This is a genomic window from Pseudomonadota bacterium, from assembly GCA_027624955.1.
Classification (GTDB): domain Bacteria; phylum Pseudomonadota; class Alphaproteobacteria; order UBA828; family UBA828; genus PTKB01.
In genome coordinates this window covers 1-19,492 of the sequence record JAQBTG010000011.1, presented here as the reverse complement: position 1 = coordinate 19,492, position 19,492 = coordinate 1, and the positions used below count along the sequence as shown (strand labels likewise).

The following is a 19,492-nucleotide window of genomic DNA, read 5'->3' as shown; positions in this document are numbered from 1 at the left end:
GGTATGATATTTAGACCATTCTAAAATTTGAAAGGAATTTACATGGGCCATCCCATAGGCCAAGCCCATGCCGTTATCGATCCGGTGCGCCCGACCTCGGCCTGCGAGCTGGTGGTCGAGCAGTTGCGCCGGGCGATCCATTTGGGGCGCTTTTTGGCTGGCGACAAATTGCCGCCGGAGCGCGAACTGGCCAAGCAGCTTGGCGTTTCACGCACCACCGTGCGCGACGCGGTCAAGATATTGGAAGGCTATGGCTTGGTGCAAAGCAAACGCGGTGCGGCGGGCGGCCTCACGATATTGGAACAGAACGCCGATGTTTTGGAGAAATCACTCGCCGGCAGATTGAAGGCGATTGAGGCGATTTACGATTACCGCATGGCGATCGAATGCAGCGCCGCGGGGCTTGCCTCGGCACGCCGCAGCAAGAGCGATTTGGTGGCGCTGGCGCGCCATGTGAAGCGTATGGGCGAGCTCGCCACGCCGCGTCCAGAGGCCGACGAAGCCCAGGCGATGGCCACGGTGAGCCAGTTCATGGCGGTTGATTCCGAATTTCATCTGGGCATCGCTCGGGCGGCGCGCAACGACTATCTGCTGGCCGCCATCGAAGAGGCTCGCGCCGCGATGTTTCTTCCGATTGGTGCGGTGTTCCGCAGACTCGAAGACAATGCCAACGCCTATCACGAAGCGATCTTTGCCGCCCTAGAGGCCGGCGATGCCGACGCGGCGGAAGCCGCCATGGCGGCGCATTTGCGCGCCAGCCAGGGTGGCGTCGAGGGCCTGGTGCAACGTGCCGTTCCGGCCAAGCAATAACAAATGGAGATAGAGAGACATGACCATCAGCGCCCAACGGGATATTGAGTTCGGCTTCGTCGCCGCGCCGTCAGGTGAAAGGAGCCTGACGGACGGCGAAAGCTACGACGAAATCCTCGCCGATTGCGAGCTTGGCCAGGAGTTGGGCTACGCCACCGCGTATATGATCGAGCATCATTTCTCGGACTACTACCCGACACCCAACCCGCTGGCGTTTTTGCATTTTATCGCCGCGCGCTTTCCCGACCTTGGGCTCGGCACCTGCGTATTGGTGACGCCCTGGTATGAGCCACTGCGCCTGGCCGAAGAGATCGCCCAGCTCAACGCGCTCACCAAGCAGCCGCTTCATCTCGGCATCGGGCGCGGCACCGCAAAAATGGAATATGACGCCTTCGGCATCGACATGGAATTGGGCCGGGCGCGATTCCGTGAGTGCTATGAGATCATCTCCACGGCGCTCAAGGGAGGGCGCTTCACTTATCAGGGCGAACATTTGAACGTGCCGAAGGAAATCGAAATCCGCCCGCGCGGCGATACGGCAAAAATAAACTTTTACGGCGCCCTCGGAGCCAGCCCAGAGAGTGCCGAGATCATGGCCGATCTCGGGCTCACCCCAATGTGCACCACCATCGCCAATTTTGAGAAGCAGCATGAGGTCATCGCGCGCTGGCATGAACGGGCGGCGGCGCACGGCCTCAACACCTCAAAGCCGATCCCGCTGATGGTCAATTGCATCATTGCCGACACCGACGAAGAAGCGGTGGAGGACGCCAAGACCTTCATTCCGCCCTTCATGCAGCAGCAGGTCGATCATTATGAAGGCGACAAGGACCATTTTAAAAATTTGGGCTCGTACAAATCCTGGAGCCATGTGTTCAACAGCATGGTGGACAAGTGCAACCCCGAATCCATGCCGCGCTGGTCGCAATTTCAGTTCGTCGGCTCGCCGGAAACCGTGTGCCGCCAGTTGGAGCGCTATAGGGCGGCGGGGTTCGGCAGTTTCCTGCTGCATATCGCCACCACCGGCGTGCCGCGCGCCAAGCGCCATGACTGGATGCGGCGCTTCGCCAAAGAAGTGGCGCCGCGCTATTCGTCAAAATTCAAGGGCTGAGCCGCAGCGGGCATGGAACTCGACCCCAAGCTGAAGGAAATCCTCGATTCCCTTGATCCTAGCGGGGAAGAGCCGGTCGAGGAAATGACGCCCGTACGCGCACGCGAAATCTGGAAGGCGGAAATGGCGGCAGTGGCTGGCAAGCCGCTCGCGGTCGCGCGGATCGAAGCGCGCGAATTCGAGGGCCCCGGCGGGCCGCTTGCGGCACGCATCTACCATCCGGAAGTGGGCGCATCCGCCCTGCCCGTGCTCAGTTATATCCATGGCGGCGGCTGGATCCGCGGCGATCTCGATACGCATGACGATATCTGCCGCTTCCTGTGCCATCACGCGGGCTGCATCGTGGCGGCGATCGACTATCGCCCGGCGCCCGAATGTCACTTTCCTGGGCCCGTGCATGACGCGCTGGCGGGGGTGCGCTGGGTGGCTGAAAACGCCGCGGCGTGGGGCGGCGATCCGGCGCGCCTTGCCATCGGCGGCGACAGCGCCGGCGGCAATCTTGCCTGCGCCGTGACGCATTTGGCGCGCGACGGCGGCGGGCCGACTCTGATGTTCCAATTGCTGATTTATCCGGTCACCGACCTCGCCAGCGAGACGAAATCGAAACGCCTCTATTCGAGCGGCTATCTGCTCGATTCCATGCCGTTCTATATCGCCAGTTATCTCGGCCCGAAGGGCGACGCGCTGGACCCCCTGGCCTCGCCGCTCCGCGCCACCGATCTCACGCGCCTGCCGCCGGCCTTTGTGCTGACGGCCGGCTTCGATCCGTTGCGCGACGAGGGCGATGCCTATGCCAAGCGCCTCGCCGAAGCCGGCGTGGCGGTGCAACATAAATGCTATGAGAACATGATTCACGGATTTGCCTCGATCACCGGTTTGATCGAGAGCGCCGAGGCGGGTCTTTACGATTCCGCCGCAGCTTTGCGCGAGGTATTCAACACATGACCAAGGAATTCAGCGGCAGGAACGTTATTCTTACGGGCGCCGGTGGCGGCCAAGGCCTGGCCATCGCGCGCGCCCTACAAGAAGAAGGCGCTGAGGTGACGGCGATCGACCTCAAGCCCGAGCCTGACGATTTCAACCTCGGCAGCGGCCATTATGTCGAAGGCGACATCACTGACGAGGCTTTCGTCAAAGCCACCATCGCCGCCGCCCATGCGCGCGCCGGGCGGCTCGATTATCTGGTCAACGCCGCCGGCGTGGGTTGGTTCGACACCGATACCTCGATTGTCGAGATGGATATGGCGGTGTGGCGTCAGGTGATCGAGATCAACCTTACCGGCGCCGGCCTGATGGCGCGCTATGCCGTGCCACTGATCAAACAGGGCGGGCGCGGCGGCGTGCTGGTGCATATCGCCAGCGTCGCCGGGTTGCGCAACATGGAAAACATCATCGAAGGCGGCCCGATGGAGGCTTATCAGGCGTCAAAGTTTGCGCTTGTTGGGCTGTCGCGCTCGCTCACCTTGCAATTTGCGCTCGATAATATCCGCTCCAACACCATCTGCCCCGGCGCAATTCTCTCGCCAATGACCAGCCCGATTTACGATGTCTATCCTGAGCGCGCCGAGGCTATGGCGGCGCGCACACCGCTCAGGCGCCTCGGTCTGCCGGAAGACATCGCCTTTGCCTGCCTATTCCTGCTTTCCGATCGTGCGTCGTTCATCACCGGCATCGATCTGGTTGTCGATGGCGGCTTGATGGCGCAACTGTAATCTGAGCGATATGCGCCACTTTATCGGCGTTCTCTTTTTGCTGTTTGCCGTCCTCTCGGGCGTGCTGCTGGCCGGCATTTTGCCCGGCGTGGCGCAGGCTTCTTGCGGCGGAGAACGCGCGCCTGAAGCGCTGGCGGGGTTCGATGAATTCGCCCGTAGCGTGATGGCCGAGTGGCAGGTGCCGGGCCTCGCGCTTGGGATCATCCAGGACGGCGAAACGCTCTATTGCGCCGGTTACGGCTTCGCCGATGTGGAAGACCGGGTGGCGGTGACGCCGCAGACGGTTTTCGCCATCGGCTCGATCACCAAATCTTTCACCATCGCCGGCCTAGGCCTGCTGGCGGACGAGGGCCGCCTGGACTGGGACAGTCCGGTGCGCGGCATATTGCCCGAATTCGCCCTCGCCGATGCGCTCGCCGCGGCGGAAACCACGCCGCGCGACATGGTCACCCACCGCAGCGGTTTGGCACGCCACGATATGCTGTGGTACGGCAGCGGCCTCAGCGCCGACCAGCTGTTCAACGCCATGCGCCACCTCGCACCCGGCGCGCTGTTCCGCAGCACCTGGCAATATAACAATCTGATGGTTGCCGCCGCCGGGCGCATTGCCGAAGCCCTGAGCGGCGAAAGCTGGCAGAAATTTACCCGCCGCCGCCTGCTCGCCGCGCTCGGCATGACTCACACGGATTTTTCGCCGAACGAAAACAACCCGGGGCACGCCAAGCCTTACGAATTAGGCGATGGCCAAATCCACCGGCTGGCGTTTTACGACATGCGCGCTATCGCGCCGGCCGGCGCGATCAACTCCAGCGCCGATGATATGCTGCGCTATCTCGCCTTTCACATGAACCAGGGACGCCATAACGGCGTGCCGTTGCTATCCGAAGGCCAGGCGAAAGCTATGCAGACGCCGCGCGTCGTGCTCGACGATGCGCCGACACATGCGGCGCTCGGCCCTGCCGCCTATGGCATGGGGTTCCTTATATCGACCTATCGCGGTCAGCGTATCGTCTGGCATGCCGGCGGTGTAGATGGCTTTGTCGCCCTCCTCGCCTTTTTGCCTGATGCCGGTATCGGTGTCGTTGCGCTGAGTAATCTCGACCGCAATCCGGCGCCGACCATCCTGACGCGCAATCTATTCGACCGCCTGCTCGGATTGGCGCCGCTGCCGTGGAACGATTGGGTGGCGTCGGATTATCTTGAATGGGATTTGCAACAGCGGCAAAAAGCCGCCCGCCACGCGCGGTCGCGTGACCTCACTGTCGGCCCCACACACGCGCTCACGGAGTTTGTCGGCACCTACCATCATCCCGCTTATGGGGAGGTGCGGATCATGCTGAAGGATCAGGCGCTGACGCTCGGCTATGGCCAGTTCACACTGCCGCTCCGCCCCTACCGCGGCGACATCTTCGAGATTGTCAAAATCCCAGTGACGTCGCGCAGCCATCTCGAAGTTTCGTTCCTCAACGACGGCGACGGCGCCATCGCCGGCCTCACCATCCCGTTCGAGCGTGCGGTCGCGGATATTCTGTTCGTGCGGTCAGAATAAAAACGCTGCTTGACGACCTTGGCTGAGGTTCAATAGGAATAGATGACAACGAAACAGGGAGGCTCCCATGACAACCACGGTTATGCTTGAATTCAAGGCCAAAGCCGGGGCCGGCAACGGGCTGGTGGAGAAGCTCAAGGAAATTTTGCCCGATACCAGGAGCTATGACGGCAACCACAGCATCGTGGTTTATCAAAAGCAGGATGACCCGGATGCCTGCATCATCGAGGGCGTTTGGGACAGCCAGGGCCATTTCGAAAAATATATCGCTTGGCGCGAGGAGACCGGCGTGCTTGGCGCTTTCGTCGAAGCCCTCGAAGGCCCGCCCTCCATCCGCTATTTCAACAAGACCGACGCCTAGGTTTAGCTAAGGATAAATTCGCGGATGGTTTTGAGTGCGGCCTCTTTGTCGTCGCGCTCGACGCCGTGGCCGCAGCCTTTGAAAATGCGGAGCTCGGCCAGGCCGTCGGGCAGTGCGGCGACGATATCTTGCGATTGCGGCGGCGGCGTCACCGGGTCCATATCGCCGGTCATCACCAGGGTCGGGCATTGAATCTTGGCCAGATCGGGCAGCAGATTAAAGCTGTGGCCCTCGCCATCGGGCTTGAAGAAATCTCCAAGCACATCGGCGTTAATGACGCTGCGGGTGAGCATGTCGGTCCCTTGCGGCGTCTGGTTATAGAGCGGGAAGCAGGTCTCCAGATACCGCCCGAGCGCCGCCGCATTAGAGGCATCGGCCCAAAAATCCGCGGCCAGCCGGCGCGCTTCAGCGCCGCCAAGGCGCTCGAACATGTCGTGAATACGATCCCACCGCATGGTGCCCGCGGTGCTCGATAGTATGAGCTTGGCCGGGTGTTCGGGGTGGCGGGTGGCATAGGACTGGGCGACGAAGCCGCCGAACGAGAGGCCGAGCACGATCGGCTTCTCGATGCCGAGCGCCTGGCAAAACTCATAAACGTCATCGCCCCATTGGGCGAGGTTCCAGGTCTCGGGCGTGCAACGATCGCTGCGCCCATTGCCCCGGTGGTCGAGGAAGACGCATTGCGCTACGTCCGCCAACTCAGAATGGGCCGGCATCAAATGGGAATGATCGAAGCCCGGCCCGCCATGTAGCAATACAAGCGTCGGGCGCTCGCGCATGTCGGGGCCCTCAGGGACGAACTTCGCGCCTTCGATATCGAAAAAGAGGTTTACGCCGCCAATATCGATATTCATTTTTGTCTCCTACAAATGTGGCGGCGGTGTGGGCAACGCCTCACCGTATCTGCATGTATCCCGGTGGATGGCATCGCCTTTACGATGCGAAAGAGCCGAACTCGCCGCGCGAATATAATAGTGGTCGCAGGCTATCGTTGAGGCGCACCGCCTGCACCCGGCCGGTCAGCACGGTGTGGGTTTCGGCGCGCATGGTCTGGCCAAGGATGCAATCGAAGCTGGCGAGGCTGTCCATCAGCACTGGAGCGCCACTTGCAAGCGTGCCCCATTCGCCACTCTCGAAACGTTCCGCGGTTTTCGTTGGATCGGCAAACAGAGCGGCCAGTTTGCGGTGATGGGTGGCCAGAAGATTGACGCAAAAGACGCGGCTTTGCAGGGTCGGGTCATGCGCGCCGGCCTCGCGGTTGACGCAGGCGAGCAGCGTCGGCGGCTCGGCCGAGAGCGAACAAACGGCAGTGGCGGTGAGGCCGCGGCGCTCCCTGCCGATGGCGGTGGTGACGATGGTCACGCCGGCGGTGAGCTGGCGCATGCCTTCTTTAAACAGTTGTGCATCGACTTGCTTGAGAAGCCCGTCGCCCGGTTGAAAATCGAAATCCTCCAGCAGCGGCATCTATACCTCTTGAATTAATGGCGTGCGGCTCGCCGGGTAAACTCGCCTTGGCAGCCGATCCAGGGCTCAATAGCATGTTTAACCCGCGCGCGGCGGTACGACAATATTGCGGAAACGCGCGCCCTGCTGAGCCATTGGCTGGAGGCTGCGCTGCTTGCGGCGGAGGACCAATCGCCATGGCCAGGTTAGTTCAGAACTTCTCGATGCGTTGCGCCGCCGGATCGCCAAGCGCCACCGCGAGATGAAGCGCGAGGCGCGCCGCCCAGGTCGCAACATCGGCGTCAGAGCGAATTTGATCGTTGCGAATTTCGACCAGGATATGCGGCAAGCCGCGCTTCAGGCCGTATTCCGGAATGGCGAAATCGGACAGTTCGTCAAAGCCGTAAGGCTGGTTTTCACCGACTGAGAGGCCTTCTTCGCGGAGCGCCGCCAGCATCGGCAACGCAACCCGGCCATCGCGGTCCCAACAAACCGAGATTTGCCACGGGCGGGCTTCGTTATCCGACGTCATCGACGGGGTAAAGCTGTGGATGGCGGCCAGTATCGGCACCCGTTCGGCGGTCTCGAACTTATCCAGGAAATAGCGGATTTCCTCGTGATAGGGATCGAAGAACGCCTCCCGGCGGGCCGCGATATCGGCCGGGCTGAGGTTTTGATTGCCAGGAACGGGCCGGCCGTCTGCAACTGGCGGCACCTGATCGGGCGCGGCGGCGGGGCGGTTGCAATCGATAAGAAGGCGCGAATAGCCGGCAAGAACCGCCGGCGCGTCGAGCAGCACTGAGAGTTGCCGGGTCACCGCGGCGGCGCCGATATCCCAGCCGATATGGTCGGTGACGGTCGCGGCGTCGAGGCCGAGCATGTCGAGCGCCTCGGGCACCGCGCAACTGGCATGATCGCAGATCAGCAGCAGCGCCGCCTCACCGTCCTCATTGATGGTTTCGAAGGGCAGCGGATCGTTGGCGCCAATCAGGCCGGCCGGCATCGATCAATCACCGAGCGGGTAGATGCGCCGCGCATTGCCACGCCCGATCAGATCGACGATGCGCTCGGCTTCACCGGCCGCCAATTCGTCTTCATCGATCCAGCGGTTCAGTGCCCGCGCGACACTGGTGCGGAAACGGAAAGCGCCGAGGTAATAAAGCTCGGACAGACCGAACCCGTCGGACGAATAAAGCTGCTTGGTGAACGGCACCAGCTCCAACGCCTCATCCATGATGCGTTGATAGCTCGGCCCGGCCCAGTTTTGCACAAAGCCGACATCGAAATAAACGAATGGGAAATTTTCGGCCATCAGCCCAGCCTGACGGTGGAACGGGTAGCAATGCAGCAAGGTGATGGGGAATTGCCAGGCCTCGGCTTCGTGGATGAACGGCGTCAGGCGGCTAGGATCGACCTTGTTGAGCTCGATATCAGGATCGCCGATGCCGATATGGAATTGTAGCGGGAAGCCCTTCTCACGCGCGATATTGGCGCCAGTCCACAGCAAATGCCGCTCCAGCACGTGATCGGTGATGCGCGCGCGGCCGGTTTTTTCGATCTCGGCAAGCCAGGCGCCGGCGGCGCGCGCGACTTCACCCGGCCCCGGCGGCACGTAATCGATGGCCAGCGTCGCGCGGTAGGCGATGACCGTTTTCAAGCCCACCACATTGTCATGCAGAGAAGCGCGGAGCGCCGCTTCGACGGCATCGGCGTAACCGGCGGCGCTGATGCCGCCGCCTGACGCGACACGTTCGGCCACAGATTCCATACGCACCACTTCGCGCGCCGGCACGTCGGCGATCACGCCCAATTCCTCGACCGAGCAAAGCTCCTCCGGGCGGTTGCCCGAATCGACCAGCAGCATTTCGAAGCCGGCGGCGCGCATGAAGCGTTTGTTGACCTCACTCGCGCCCAGCTCCAGGCGACGTGCGGCATAATCCTCGGGCGACGCGAATTTCGGCAAATCCAGGAGCGGCGCGCACCAACGGCGGATCGAGAGCGCGACCGGCTTGTCCCAATGGCTGGTGCCGGCGGGCGCTGGCGCGAACGCTTCACTTAGTGAATCCTCAAATTGGGCGAGGGTGAGGTCGTGGGGCATGACGCCGTGGCAATGGTGGTCGATTAGCGCGACTTTCGCGCCGATTTCGCTGCTCATAATGGCTATCCCGTATTGGCACCCGATGCGTGGGCGTGGATTGTCGTTAAAAGCGGCGGTTCTGTCGATCCATCTTCGCGTATTTTCCGCCCGCCCGACATGCTAGCTTGCGCGCTTGTTCGAATCCGAAGAGAGGCAAATCAAATGGCAATCACGTTGCAGGGCAAAGCGGTCATCGTCACCGGCGGAGGGCGCGGTATTGGCCGCGGCATCGCCCATGTGTTCGCAGATGACGGGGCGAAGGTGTTGGTGGTGAACCGCAGCGCCGAAGCCGGGCAAAAAGTGGTGGACGAAATCACGGCCAAGGGTGGCACGGCGGTGTTTCATCAGGGCAATGTGAAAATCAAGGCCGACATGGAAGCAATGGCGGCGGCGGCGATGGATAATTTTGGCGCCATCGACGTCCTTTGTTTGAATGCTGGCATCTTTCCCAACGCGCTGATCGGCGATCTCACGGAAGAAATGTGGGATGAGGTGATCGATACCAATCTCAAGGGAATCTTTTTCGGCACGCAAGCCTGTATCCCACACATGAAAAAGCAGATGTCGGGGCGTATCGTGGTGGTGTCTTCGATCACCGGGCCGAACGTCGGCTGGCCCGGGCTGACCCATTACGGGGCGTCCAAGGGCGGCGCCAATGCCTTTATTCGCGGCGCCGCGCTCGAACTGGCGAAATACAATATAACCGTGAACGGCGTCAGCCCGGGCTCGATCATGTCCGAGGGTTTGGTGGAGCTCGGCGGTGAGGCGCTTGAACAAGTGCGCCAGATTATTCCGGCGGGCTATATCGGCGAACCGGAAGATATTGCGCATGCGCTGTTTTACTTAGCGTCTGATCAGGCGCGCTATGTGACCGGGCAGATATTGGTCGTCGATGGCGGGCAAATCCTTCCCGAAAGCCCGGCTGCGATGGCTGATGCTTAGCCCGAGCTTATTGGTCTATTTTATAGACCAATACGCGGAGACATGTTAAAGAAACCGCCAGAGGGTATCAGAACCCGGCAATAGACCGGCATTGGCCCAGCACCAGGGAGACGAACCATGGATCTTAGCAATATCGATCCCGTCACACGCGAAGCGCTCGATCATTACGTCTTTCCGCTGGTGTCGAAAACCGACGTCCTCGGCGGCGACCCGCTCATCTTCAAGTCCGGCAAGGGCATGATGATGACCGACATCATGGACAAATCCTATCTCGACATGCTGAGCACCAATACCCGTGCCAGCTCGCTCGGATTTGCCAATGAGCATATCGCCAAAGCGATCTACGACCAGTTGATGGAGCTGCATTATGCCGGCACCTTCGCCCATGTCGCCGATGTCACGGTGCGCCTGGCGGCCAAGATTGCCGAACTGGCGCCGGGCGATTTAACGGCGACAACCTTTGGCGGCTCCGGTTCAGAAGCGAACGAGAACTCGTTCAAATTCGCGCGCGAATATCACATCCACAAGGGCGACAAACCCTATGCGCGCAAGATTATTTCGCGCTGGGACGCCTATCACGGCGCCACGATGGGCGCGATCGGCGCCACCGATATCCTCGGGACGCGTCATATCACCGAGCCCGGCGTTCCCGGCCACCGGCGGATTCCGGCGCCCTTTTTATATCGCACGCCGTTTGGCATGGATGCCTCAGAAGTGAGCGATTTCTGCGTCGATTATCTCGAGCAGGAAATCATCCATGAAGGGCCGGAATATGTCGCCGCCTTCATTGCCGAGCCGGTCATGCAGGGCGACGGCGCGCAGGTGCCGCCCGACGATTATTTCAAGAAGGTGCGCGCGGTCTGCGATAAATATGACGTGCTGTTGATCGCCGATGAAGTGATCACCGGCTTCGGGCGCACCGGCAAATGGTTCGCCATGGAGCATTGGGGCGTTCAGGCCGATATCATGTCGACCGCCAAGGCGATCACCGCCGGCTATTGCCCGCTCGGCGCCTCGACCGTGACACAGAAGATCGCCGACACCTTGCCGATTTACTCGCATCTCCAGACCTATCAAGGCCACCCGGCGTCCTGCGCCGCCAGCCTGGCGACCATCGATTACATTGAGAAGAATGACCTAATCCGCAAGAGCAGCGAAAACGGCGCCTATTTTCTTGAGCAATTGCAGCGCTTGCGGGAACTCCCCATCGTCGGCGATGTTCGCGGCCTCGGCATGTGGACTTGCGTCGACTTCACGGTCGACAAAAAAACCAAGGCGCCGTTCAAAGACAAGACCATCAAGAACATCGTGCATCGCTGCCGCGACATGGGTGTGCTGATCGGCGAGGAAGGCACAGCGGTTGAAATGTCGCCGCCCTATATCGCCAGCCGCGAGGAACTCGATACCTGCGTCGATACGCTGGAAAAGGCGATCATTGCGGAGACCAAGGACAGAGGCCTGGGTTAAGCGGGAAACGCCGGCGCGGAAGCGCGGAAGCACGGAAATGGACAAGAACTCGCTGGTGGCGCGCGACGCCGCCGTGATCGCCAAGATTCAGACGCTGCGCTTCAACCCCCTGGCTGCCACCGGCGGCGCCGGCTCGTATCTACAGGATGAAGACGGCCGGCGGATTCTCGATCTTTCCGCTTCCGCCACCGCGGCCAGCCTCGGCTATGGCCACCCGGCGGTGGTCGAAGCAATGGTCAAAGCCGCAAGTGATATGGCCGGCGCGAGCTTGTTGATGATCCCGAACGAAGCGGCCACGGCGTTGGCTGAGCAATTGCTGGCGGTCACGCCGGGCAGAGGTGAGCGTAAGGTTTGGTACGGCCATTCCGGCTCCGACGCCAACGATGCGGCGATGCGCGTGGCCTCTGCCGCCACCGGGCGTGGGCGCTTCATCTCTTTCATCGGCTCCTATCACGGCTGCCTCGCCGGCTCGATGAGCATATCGGGCCATACCGCAATGACGCACAGCCTGCCGCGTCCCGGCCTGGTGTTGCTGCCTTATCCAAACGCCTACCGGCCGAATTTTTCGCCGGCTGAAGTGCTCGCCATGCTGGACTACCAGTTCGAGACGACGTGCCCGCCGGATCAAGTGGCGGCAGTCTTCATCGAGCCAATTCTTTCCGACGGCGGATTGATCGTGCCGCCTGAGGGATTTTTGTTGGCGCTACAGGAACGCTGCCAGCGGCACGGCATTCTGGTGGTGCTGGACGAAGTAAAAGTCGGGCTCGGGCGCTCAGGCAAGCTACACGCCTATCAACATGACGGGCTGGAGCCCGACATGATCGTCTTCGGCAAGGGCCTGGGTGGGGGCTTGCCGCTGTCGGCGATGATCGGCCCGGCGGCCATACTCGATCACGCCGCCGCCTTCGCCATGCAAACGACGGCCGGCAATCCGGTGTGCACCGCAGTCGGTGGCGCGGTGTTGGAGACGATCATCAAAGAAAACCTGGCGGCGCGCGCCGATGACATGGGCAACAAGATGCGCGCCGGTTTCACCAAGCTCGCCGAGCGCCACGAAATGATCGGTGATGTGCGCGGGCGCGGCCTGGCGATCGGCGTCGATCTGGTCACCTCGCGCGAAACACGCGCGCCGGTCAGCGCCACGACGACTGCCAAAGTGATCTACCGCGCCTATGAACTGGGCGCCAATTTTATTTATGTCGGGCTCGATGCAAATGTGCTGGAAATCACCCCGCCGCTTACCGTCAGCGAAGCGGAGATCGAAGAAGGGCTCGACATTATCGACCGCGCTTTGGGTGATGTCGCCAACGGCGTTGTCTCCGATGAAAGCGTCCAGGCCTTTATGAATTGGTGAGGGAGCAAACGACCACTCTGAAAACATACGCCACCGGAAAACAGCGTGTGCAATGCGGGTATATATGCTTCAATGCGGCGTATAACATGGCGGCTAACCGCTGATTTAGAGATTTGGCGTTTTACGCGCGTTACGAAACATTCAGCCTGATCGACGGCGCGCGACGACGCGAGAGCAACGAAAAATATAAATCTGAGATTCCAACAGGAGGACGAAATGGAAAACGAAAAGCTTTTAAAGCAATTGGTGAACAACGATCCGATCCGCAACGCGGGACCGTCACGGCGCAATGTGCTGAAAGGCATGGGCGCGGGCGCGGGCGCATTGGCTATGGGCGCCAGCATGGGACTGCCGCGCATGGCATCCGCCGCTGATGATCGCGCACTCACGATGCTCACCTGGGACGGCTATGTCGATCCGCGCGTGCTTGACGGATTCACCGACCAACACGCGACCGACATCAAATACGAGCTGCACACCTCCGATCCGGATTCAGTAAACAAGCTCAGAGCCGGGCAAACCGCGATTTGGGATATCATCAATCTCAACAATCCTTGGGCGCGCGAAATAATGTGGCCTGAAGACCTTATCGTCGAGCTCGATCGGGCACGCTTCGAGCCCTATTTCGACAAGATGCTGCCGATGTTCAAAGCCCCATACAAATGGGCGATGAGCCAGGATGAGGAGCATTTGCTCGGCGTCTGTCAACGTGTCGACACGTTCGACTTCGTGGTCAACACCGACGTGATCTCGGCCGAAATGGGCAAGGACGAAGGTTGGGACCTTTTCAACAATCCCGACATGAAGGGCCGCTACGGCATCCTCGCCTATGACAATTGGAATATCATGCATATATGCATGGGCGCCGGGCTGCATCCGTTCAAGATGAAAAGCGACGCCGAAGTTGTCAAATTCGAGGAAACCGCTCGGCGCTGGATCAACGGCGCGAAATTGATCTCCGACGATTTCGTCGGCATCAATCTGGCCCTGATCAACGGCGAAATCGATCTGTATTTCGGCGGCGGCACCTATACGGTTTCGGCGGCCCGTCTCGACGGCCTCAGCAATGTCTATCATGTCACGCCGAGGAGCGGCCCGGCCGACGGCAAGGGCGGCATCAACTGGATCGAGCTCAATTCGGTGGTCAACAACCCGAATCTCCATTCCAAAGCCTTCGATTGGATGGAGTATATTTTGCAGCCGGATACTTCCTATTATGTCGGCACCGCCGGTGGCTTCCTACTGCCAGTCGGCCAATTGTCGGATCCGGCAGTGCTGGCCAAATTCTCCAAGGAAGAGCTCGATTCCTTCCAATGGGATGAGTTCGATTATCGCATCGAAAATGCGGTGGAATATGACGTGGTGCCCGACTACAACCGGCTCTACGACATCTACACGGCGGCATTGAGGGAAAAGGCCTAACCCCTCCAACAAGAACTGGCGATACGTACAGGTAAAAGAGTCGCGCGGATGTGGTGTCCGCGCGGCTCGTTTCCCGTCGCCGGTTGGGCATGCATTTCATGACTAATACGCGTCACGCTTATGAAGAGCAGGAGCTGAATTGATGGCCGAGGGTGGGCCTATTCTTCGCATCGAAAATGTGACCAAGCAGTTTGGCAAATTGCTCGCCGTCAATGACGTTTCGCTCGATATTGTCGACGGTGAATTCTTTACCATTGTCGGTCCGTCGGGCAGCGGCAAGACGACGCTTCTGCGCATGCTGGCGGGGCTCGACAAGCCGACCGCCGGCAATTTGCTGTTGCGCGGCAACCGGGTCAACGACGTGCCGGCCAACAAGCGTCCAACCTGCATGGTGTTTCAGTCGCTGGCGCTGTTCAATCACCGCACGGTCGGCCAGAACATCGAATTCTCGCTGAAGATGCGCGGCGTCAGCCGCGCCGCTCGGCGCGAGCGCGCGCATGAACTGATGAAGGTCGTGCGCCTGCCGGAGGAATATTACGCCAAGGGCGTCACCAAATGCTCAGGCGGCGAGCGCCAACGGGTGGCGCTAGCCCGGGCGCTGGCCTCGGACCCGGACATCATGTTTTTCGATGAGCCCTTGTCGGCGATCGATTACCAATTGCGCAAGCTCCTGGAAGTGGAATTGAAGGATCTGCACAGAGAAACCGGCAAGACCTTCGTCTACATCACCCATTCGCTCGAAGAAGCGATGGTGATGAGCGACCGCATCGGCATCATGCAATCAGGGCGGTTGATCCAGATCGGCACGCCAGACGATATCTACACCCAGCCGCTCAACAAATTCGTCTCAGAATTTATGGGCGAGGTGAACACGCTGCCGGTACAGGCTGGCGACGATGGCAAGTTCGACTGTCCTGATCTCGGCGCGCAATTCGTCGGACCGTCACCCGCGACCTCTGCCAACGGCACACAAACCGGCTATCTTGTCATCCGTCCCGAATCGATGCGCTTCCTCGACGACCCATCTGAAGCCGACAACCACATCAAAGGCTCGCTGTTCAACGAATACGCCATGGGCAGCAGAGTGCAATATCATGTGCGCACGGCCGGCCAGATGCTGGTGGTCGAGAAATTGCGCGAAATGGCGTTTCGCGGCAACGTCAATGATGATGTCATTATCGGCTGGGACGTCAAAGACAGCGTCCTGGTAAACGACTGACATGGCGTCGACGCTAGGCGCCCCTACGCCGCTTCCGCAGCCGAGTACGCTACGACTTTTCGGCCAGTGGCTGCGCCAGCCGGGCTTTCTCGCCGCTACTCCGGTCCTCCTATTTTTCTTGATTGGCTTCGTCGGCCCACTGATCATCGTTCTTGGATTTAGTTTTGTCCCCGAGCGCACTTTCGGATTCCACGGCGATTGGACGGTCGACAATTACGTCCACATCCTCTCGGACAGTTACTACATTTCGTTTCTGTGGTCGTTCGGGCTCGCCGCCGCGACCGTGGTGTGCTGCCTGATGATTTCTTATCCGGTGTCTTACGGCCTGGCCCGGGTGTTCGGCCGATGGGCGGCTCCGGTGATGCTGCTTCTGGTCATCCCGTTATTCGTTTCCGAGAATGTCCGCCTGTTCGGCTGGTATCTCATACTTCTGAAGGGCGGCGGCATTCTGGCCGGCACCACCAAGTCGCTGTTCGGCTTCGACACCGGAACATTGCTCTACTCGAACGGGACAACCCTGATGGGCATGGTCTATGTCTACCTGCCCTATACACTGTTTCCGACCACATTAGGCCTGTCGCTGGTGCCCAAAGACCAAATGGACTCGGCCAGCGACCTCGGCGCCAACCGATGGCAGATTTTCCGTGAGGTCGAACTGCCCATTGCCATGCCGGGAATTTTGATCGGCTCGCTCTTGACGTTTGTGCTTGCCGTCGGCGCTATTTCAGAGGCCAAAGTGTTGGGCGGCGCCAATATCGTTGTTGTTGCCCATGCCATTCAGCATGAGTTCACCTATGCCCAGAACTGGCCGCTTGGCTCCGCCATATCGATGTTCGCCATCGCTATTACCGGCATCCTGGTGATCTTCATTATGCGCCGTCTCGATCTCGACCGATTACTCGGGAGGAAGTGACGTGGAACACCGCGCCAAGCGCTGGGTAAACTCACTGATCATCGTTTGGACCGGCGTGATCCTGGTATTTTTCTTCATCCCGATCGCCGGCGTCATCATCTCCTCTTTTGGCAAGTCGCGCTATTTTCGCTTCCCGGTGAAGGACTGGAGCCTCAAATGGTATGAACAAACGATAAACGCCAATCTGACCGAAACCCTGCATGTGACGTCGTTTTACGTCGCCGGCAGCGTTGCCGTCATCGCCTTGGTGTTGGGCTTTTTCGGTGCGCTGGCGTTCGCACGCTACGATTGGAAGGGGCGCGTTTTCTATCAGCGCCTGATCATGCTGCCGATCTTTTTTCCGCAGGCTGTCCTCGGCCTCGCACTGCTGCTGTGGTTCACCTATGTCGGCGTATTGCCAACCTGGGAAGCCGCCGTATTTGCGCATCTGGTATGGATCGTGCCGATCGTCACCCTGGTGATTTCCATCCAGGTTTACGGCTTCGACGTCAGCCAGGAAGAAGCTGCCTTTGATCTCGGCGCCAACCGCCTTCAAGTGTTCCGCGAAGTCACTCTGCCGGCACTGGCGCCCGGCCTGTTCTCCGGCGCGCTGTTCGCCTTTCTACTGTCGTGGGGTAATTTTCCACTTTCCACCTACACCACCGGCGCTGACAGCACGGTGACGGAGTGGCTTTATACCAAGATGAGCAGTAGTTACACGCCCATGATCCCGACCATGGGCGCGTTCTCGGTCTATGGCTCGATCATCATCCTGTTCGTCGGATATATGTTCCTCATCGTGCAACGGCGGCGCGCGCAAAAGCGGGCCTAGGCAGGCAAGAGACACACAGCGAATGAGTCGGCTGGTATCCATGATATTTCTGATGTTAAGCTGATCGGCAACATCGGCCGTTCAAGAAATAGGGGACTGAAACATGCCAAACGAAGTTGAAAGCCGGGCGATTGAGGAATTTCGCAAGACGCCCATCGGGCACCACAGCACCGAGTTGCAGGTCATCCTGAACGAGCTGCGCGGCCAGCCGATGAAAGACAAATATTGTCTGGTCAGCATCAGGGCCAATCGCGAATGGCAGCTCGCCATGACCTCCGGCGTACGCGGCAAACCAGTAAAAATGCTCAACAAGAAGTTTACCAACCTGGAAGAGGCCGAATGGTACGTCTTCAAAAAGCGTTGGAAGCAGCTTCGCGGCGAGACGTTGTCCTAGCGCAGCTCCGCACACCTCTGCGCTCCTCACCCATCACGCCACCTTCAGGCGGGTCCGCCCGCCCTGGTCAGGGAATGAAATTATCATGATGAAGATCACCGGCTATGCCGATAAAATCAGCGTCGCGCCCGGCGAGACCATAAAATTCATGGTCAACTCGGAAGCCGGCAAACGCTACCGCGCCGATATCGTCCGCGTAATCTGCGGTGACGAAAATCCAGACGGCCCGGGATATCAAGAAAAGCTGGTCAAGACCGCCGCCAACGGCAGTTACAAAAGCCGCAAGCAAGTCATTCATGCCGGCTCGTTCGTCGAAATCGGCGCCAGTGACATGCTCGACGGGCTCGAAAGCTTCACCATGCAGGCCTTCATCTGGCCAACCACGCCGGAACTCGGCACCCAGGCGATCATCTCCAAATGGCGCGACAAGGACAAAGCCGGCGCGGCCCTGATCATCACCAAGGAAAACGGTTCGATCGCGCTGTGCCTCGGCAACGGCAAGGGAAAGATTGAAACCATCAACACTGGCAAGCCGCTGATTGCCCGGGAATGGTATTTTGTCGCCGCCAGCTACGACGCCAAGAGCAAAACCGTGACCTTGGTACAAGAACCGCTACATGGCTATGAAACCAGGAACGACCGCGCCACGGTGCGGCGGAAATCCACAGTCGGCCGCGTACCCAACCATGATGCGCCGCTCACCATGGCTGGCTATTTTAAGAGTGTCGACAATGGCCGCACCGTTTGCGGCGGCCATTACAACGGCAAGATCGACAGCCCGCGGGTCTCTGACCGCGCCCTCAGCGCGACCGAAATGGAAAGCCTGAAAACATGGCCGGTCACGGCCGAGCTCGGCAATTCGGTAATCGCCGCGTGGGACTTCAGTACCGACATCAAGGGCCTGAAAGTGAGCGATGCGTCCGCCAACCTGCTGCATGGCGAGATCGTCAATTTGCCAGCGCGCGCCATGACCGGCTGGAACTGGACCGGCGCCGAAATGAACTGGACTCATGCGCCTGAGCAATATGGCGCCATTCATTTCCATGACGACGATATCTATGACGCCGGCTGGGAGGTTGATTTCGAACTAACCATTCCGAAAGGCATGAAAAGCGGCGTCTATGCCGCCCGCCTCCGGTCCGGAGAAGATGAAGACCATATTCCATTTGCGGTGCGCGCGCCGCGCGGTAAGCCGACCGCCAAGGTGCTCTATCTCATGCCGAGTGCCAGCTACCAGGCTTATGCAAACGAGCATATGAACACCGATTCTCCGGTTGGCCAGCTCATGGCCGGGCGCTTGGTGCAGCTCGACAAGTTCAATCTGTTTATTAACGAGCACCGCGAATATGGCGGCTCTTGCTACGATTCTCATTCCGACGGCTCGGGCGTTTGCTATTCCTCGCGCCTCCGCCCGATTCTTAACATGCGGCCCAAGCACCGGGCCTGGATCGGCGCAACGGAATCGACGCTCTGGCAGTTCAACGCCGATACCCATATCACCGACTGGCTCGAAGCCATGAACATCGACTATGACGTGATCACCGATGAGGACCTGCATTATGAGGGTCTCTCAGCGATCGAGGATTACGCCGTCGTCGTCAGTTCAAGCCATCCGGAATATCACTCGATCGAAATGTGGGACGCTATGGCTGCCTATCAGCAGCGCGGCGGCCGCTTGATGTATCTCGGCGCCAACGGCTGGTACTGGCGCATCCAGTATCATAGCGAAGTACCGGGCGTGATCGAGGTCAGGCGCAACGAGGATGGTATCCGTACCTGGGAAGCGCGCACCGGCGAATATTACTTCAGCTTCTCGGGCGAATATGGCGGTTTGTGGCGGCGCAACG

At 59.9% G+C, this 19,492-nt stretch carries 19 protein-coding genes; 15 read left to right on the top strand and 4 right to left on the bottom strand.

From position 1 onward, the window contains the following. The first annotated feature begins 42 nt into the window (after window positions 1–42). From O3A94_06055 to O3A94_06030, 6 genes are all read left to right on the top strand, one after another. Window positions 43–810: a GntR family transcriptional regulator gene (locus O3A94_06055; protein ID MDA1355818.1), complete on the top strand. Its 768-nt coding sequence runs from the start codon at window positions 43–45 to the stop codon at window positions 808–810. Window positions 811–829: 19 nt separating this feature from the next. Further along, window positions 830–1,921: an LLM class flavin-dependent oxidoreductase gene (locus O3A94_06050; protein MDA1355817.1), complete on the top strand. Its 1,092-nt coding sequence runs from the start codon at window positions 830–832 to the stop codon at window positions 1,919–1,921. Window positions 1,922–1,933: 12 nt separating this feature from the next. Then, window positions 1,934–2,866 carry an alpha/beta hydrolase gene (locus O3A94_06045; GenBank protein ID MDA1355816.1) on the top strand — a complete coding sequence of 311 codons (933 nt, stop codon included), beginning with the start codon at window positions 1,934–1,936 and terminating at the stop codon, window positions 2,864–2,866. Beyond that, window positions 2,863–3,633: an SDR family oxidoreductase gene (locus O3A94_06040; protein MDA1355815.1), complete on the top strand. Its 771-nt coding sequence runs from the start codon at window positions 2,863–2,865 to the stop codon at window positions 3,631–3,633. The genes O3A94_06045 and O3A94_06040 overlap by 4 nt, the downstream gene beginning before the upstream one ends. 10 nt (window positions 3,634–3,643) lie before the next feature. Next, window positions 3,644–5,182, top strand: a complete 1,539-nt coding sequence (locus O3A94_06035; GenBank protein MDA1355814.1) for a serine hydrolase — start codon at window positions 3,644–3,646, stop codon at window positions 5,180–5,182. A gap of 67 nt (window positions 5,183–5,249) precedes the next feature. Then, on the top strand, window positions 5,250–5,543 hold the full coding sequence (locus O3A94_06030; protein ID MDA1355813.1) for an antibiotic biosynthesis monooxygenase: 294 nt from the start codon (window positions 5,250–5,252) through the stop codon (window positions 5,541–5,543). 2 nt (window positions 5,544–5,545) lie between these two features. On the opposite strand, the gene O3A94_06025 is transcribed toward O3A94_06030, so the two are convergent. The 4 genes from O3A94_06025 to O3A94_06010 form a co-directional block, all read right to left on the bottom strand. After that, the gene (locus O3A94_06025; GenBank protein MDA1355812.1) at window positions 5,546–6,397 is read right to left on the bottom strand and encodes an alpha/beta hydrolase; all 852 of its coding nucleotides are present in this window, start codon (window positions 6,395–6,397) and stop codon (window positions 5,546–5,548) included. 79 nt (window positions 6,398–6,476) lie between these two features. Further along, entirely contained in the window at window positions 6,477–7,007 is a 531-nt protein-coding gene (locus tag O3A94_06020; GenBank protein ID MDA1355811.1) for a flavin reductase family protein, read from the bottom strand. A 190-nt stretch (window positions 7,008–7,197) separates the two neighbouring features. Further along, on the bottom strand, window positions 7,198–7,989 hold the full coding sequence (locus O3A94_06015) for an N-formylglutamate amidohydrolase (GenBank protein ID MDA1355810.1): 792 nt from the start codon (window positions 7,987–7,989) through the stop codon (window positions 7,198–7,200). Window positions 7,990–7,992: 3 nt separating this feature from the next. Further along, window positions 7,993–9,141, bottom strand: coding sequence for an amidohydrolase family protein (locus O3A94_06010; GenBank protein MDA1355809.1), 1,149 nt, complete (start codon window positions 9,139–9,141; stop codon window positions 7,993–7,995). A gap of 144 nt (window positions 9,142–9,285) precedes the next feature. Between O3A94_06010 and O3A94_06005 the strand changes: the two genes are divergently transcribed. The 9 genes from O3A94_06005 to O3A94_05965 form a co-directional block, all read left to right on the top strand. Then, on the top strand, window positions 9,286–10,065 hold the full coding sequence (locus tag O3A94_06005) for an SDR family NAD(P)-dependent oxidoreductase (GenBank protein ID MDA1355808.1): 780 nt from the start codon (window positions 9,286–9,288) through the stop codon (window positions 10,063–10,065). Window positions 10,066–10,182: 117 nt separating this feature from the next. Further along, window positions 10,183–11,532, top strand: coding sequence for an aminotransferase class III-fold pyridoxal phosphate-dependent enzyme (locus tag O3A94_06000; protein MDA1355807.1), 1,350 nt, complete (start codon window positions 10,183–10,185; stop codon window positions 11,530–11,532). Window positions 11,533–11,569: 37 nt separating this feature from the next. Beyond that, complete coding sequence (locus O3A94_05995) at window positions 11,570–12,886, top strand: aspartate aminotransferase family protein (protein MDA1355806.1); 1,317 nt, start codon at window positions 11,570–11,572, stop codon at window positions 12,884–12,886. 216 nt (window positions 12,887–13,102) lie between these two features. Next, entirely contained in the window at window positions 13,103–14,308 is a 1,206-nt protein-coding gene (locus tag O3A94_05990) for a PotD/PotF family extracellular solute-binding protein (protein ID MDA1355805.1), read from the top strand. 142 nt (window positions 14,309–14,450) lie between these two features. Continuing rightward, a complete protein-coding gene (locus O3A94_05985; protein MDA1355804.1) occupies window positions 14,451–15,527 on the top strand; it encodes an ABC transporter ATP-binding protein in 1,077 nt (358 codons plus the stop codon). Window position 15,528: 1 nt separating this feature from the next. Further along, complete coding sequence (locus O3A94_05980) at window positions 15,529–16,440, top strand: ABC transporter permease (GenBank protein MDA1355803.1); 912 nt, start codon at window positions 15,529–15,531, stop codon at window positions 16,438–16,440. A gap of 1 nt (window position 16,441) precedes the next feature. Continuing rightward, window positions 16,442–17,251, top strand: a complete 810-nt coding sequence (locus O3A94_05975) for an ABC transporter permease (protein ID MDA1355802.1) — start codon at window positions 16,442–16,444, stop codon at window positions 17,249–17,251. A 103-nt stretch (window positions 17,252–17,354) separates the two neighbouring features. Beyond that, window positions 17,355–17,645 (top strand): ABC transporter permease, encoded by a 291-nt coding sequence (locus tag O3A94_05970; GenBank protein ID MDA1355801.1) that lies wholly within the window; start codon window positions 17,355–17,357, stop codon window positions 17,643–17,645. A gap of 85 nt (window positions 17,646–17,730) precedes the next feature. Next, a partial coding sequence (locus tag O3A94_05965; GenBank protein ID MDA1355800.1) for a N,N-dimethylformamidase occupies window positions 17,731–19,492 on the top strand: 1,762 nt, incomplete at its 3' end.

Excerpts from the sequence above, each read along its gene's own strand:
- O3A94_06055 (MDA1355818.1), top strand. The coding sequence starts at position 43 with ATGGGCCATCCCATAGGCCAAGCCCATGCCGTTATCGATCCGGTGCGC.
- O3A94_06050 (MDA1355817.1), top strand. The coding sequence starts at position 830 with ATGACCATCAGCGCCCAACGGGATATTGAGTTCGGCTTCGTCGCCGCG.
- O3A94_06045 (MDA1355816.1), top strand. The coding sequence starts at position 1,934 with ATGGAACTCGACCCCAAGCTGAAGGAAATCCTCGATTCCCTTGATCCT.
- O3A94_06040 (MDA1355815.1), top strand. The coding sequence starts at position 2,863 with ATGACCAAGGAATTCAGCGGCAGGAACGTTATTCTTACGGGCGCCGGT.
- O3A94_06035 (MDA1355814.1), top strand. The coding sequence starts at position 3,644 with ATGCGCCACTTTATCGGCGTTCTCTTTTTGCTGTTTGCCGTCCTCTCG.
- O3A94_06030 (MDA1355813.1), top strand. The coding sequence starts at position 5,250 with ATGACAACCACGGTTATGCTTGAATTCAAGGCCAAAGCCGGGGCCGGC.
- O3A94_06025 (MDA1355812.1), bottom strand. The coding sequence starts at position 6,397 with ATGAATATCGATATTGGCGGCGTAAACCTCTTTTTCGATATCGAAGGC.
- O3A94_06020 (MDA1355811.1), bottom strand. The coding sequence starts at position 7,007 with ATGCCGCTGCTGGAGGATTTCGATTTTCAACCGGGCGACGGGCTTCTC.
- O3A94_06015 (MDA1355810.1), bottom strand. The coding sequence starts at position 7,989 with ATGCCGGCCGGCCTGATTGGCGCCAACGATCCGCTGCCCTTCGAAACC.
- O3A94_06010 (MDA1355809.1), bottom strand. The coding sequence starts at position 9,141 with ATGAGCAGCGAAATCGGCGCGAAAGTCGCGCTAATCGACCACCATTGC.
- O3A94_06005 (MDA1355808.1), top strand. The coding sequence starts at position 9,286 with ATGGCAATCACGTTGCAGGGCAAAGCGGTCATCGTCACCGGCGGAGGG.
- O3A94_06000 (MDA1355807.1), top strand. The coding sequence starts at position 10,183 with ATGGATCTTAGCAATATCGATCCCGTCACACGCGAAGCGCTCGATCAT.
- O3A94_05995 (MDA1355806.1), top strand. The coding sequence starts at position 11,570 with ATGGACAAGAACTCGCTGGTGGCGCGCGACGCCGCCGTGATCGCCAAG.
- O3A94_05990 (MDA1355805.1), top strand. The coding sequence starts at position 13,103 with ATGGAAAACGAAAAGCTTTTAAAGCAATTGGTGAACAACGATCCGATC.
- O3A94_05985 (MDA1355804.1), top strand. The coding sequence starts at position 14,451 with ATGGCCGAGGGTGGGCCTATTCTTCGCATCGAAAATGTGACCAAGCAG.
- O3A94_05980 (MDA1355803.1), top strand. The coding sequence starts at position 15,529 with ATGGCGTCGACGCTAGGCGCCCCTACGCCGCTTCCGCAGCCGAGTACG.
- O3A94_05970 (MDA1355801.1), top strand. The coding sequence starts at position 17,355 with ATGCCAAACGAAGTTGAAAGCCGGGCGATTGAGGAATTTCGCAAGACG.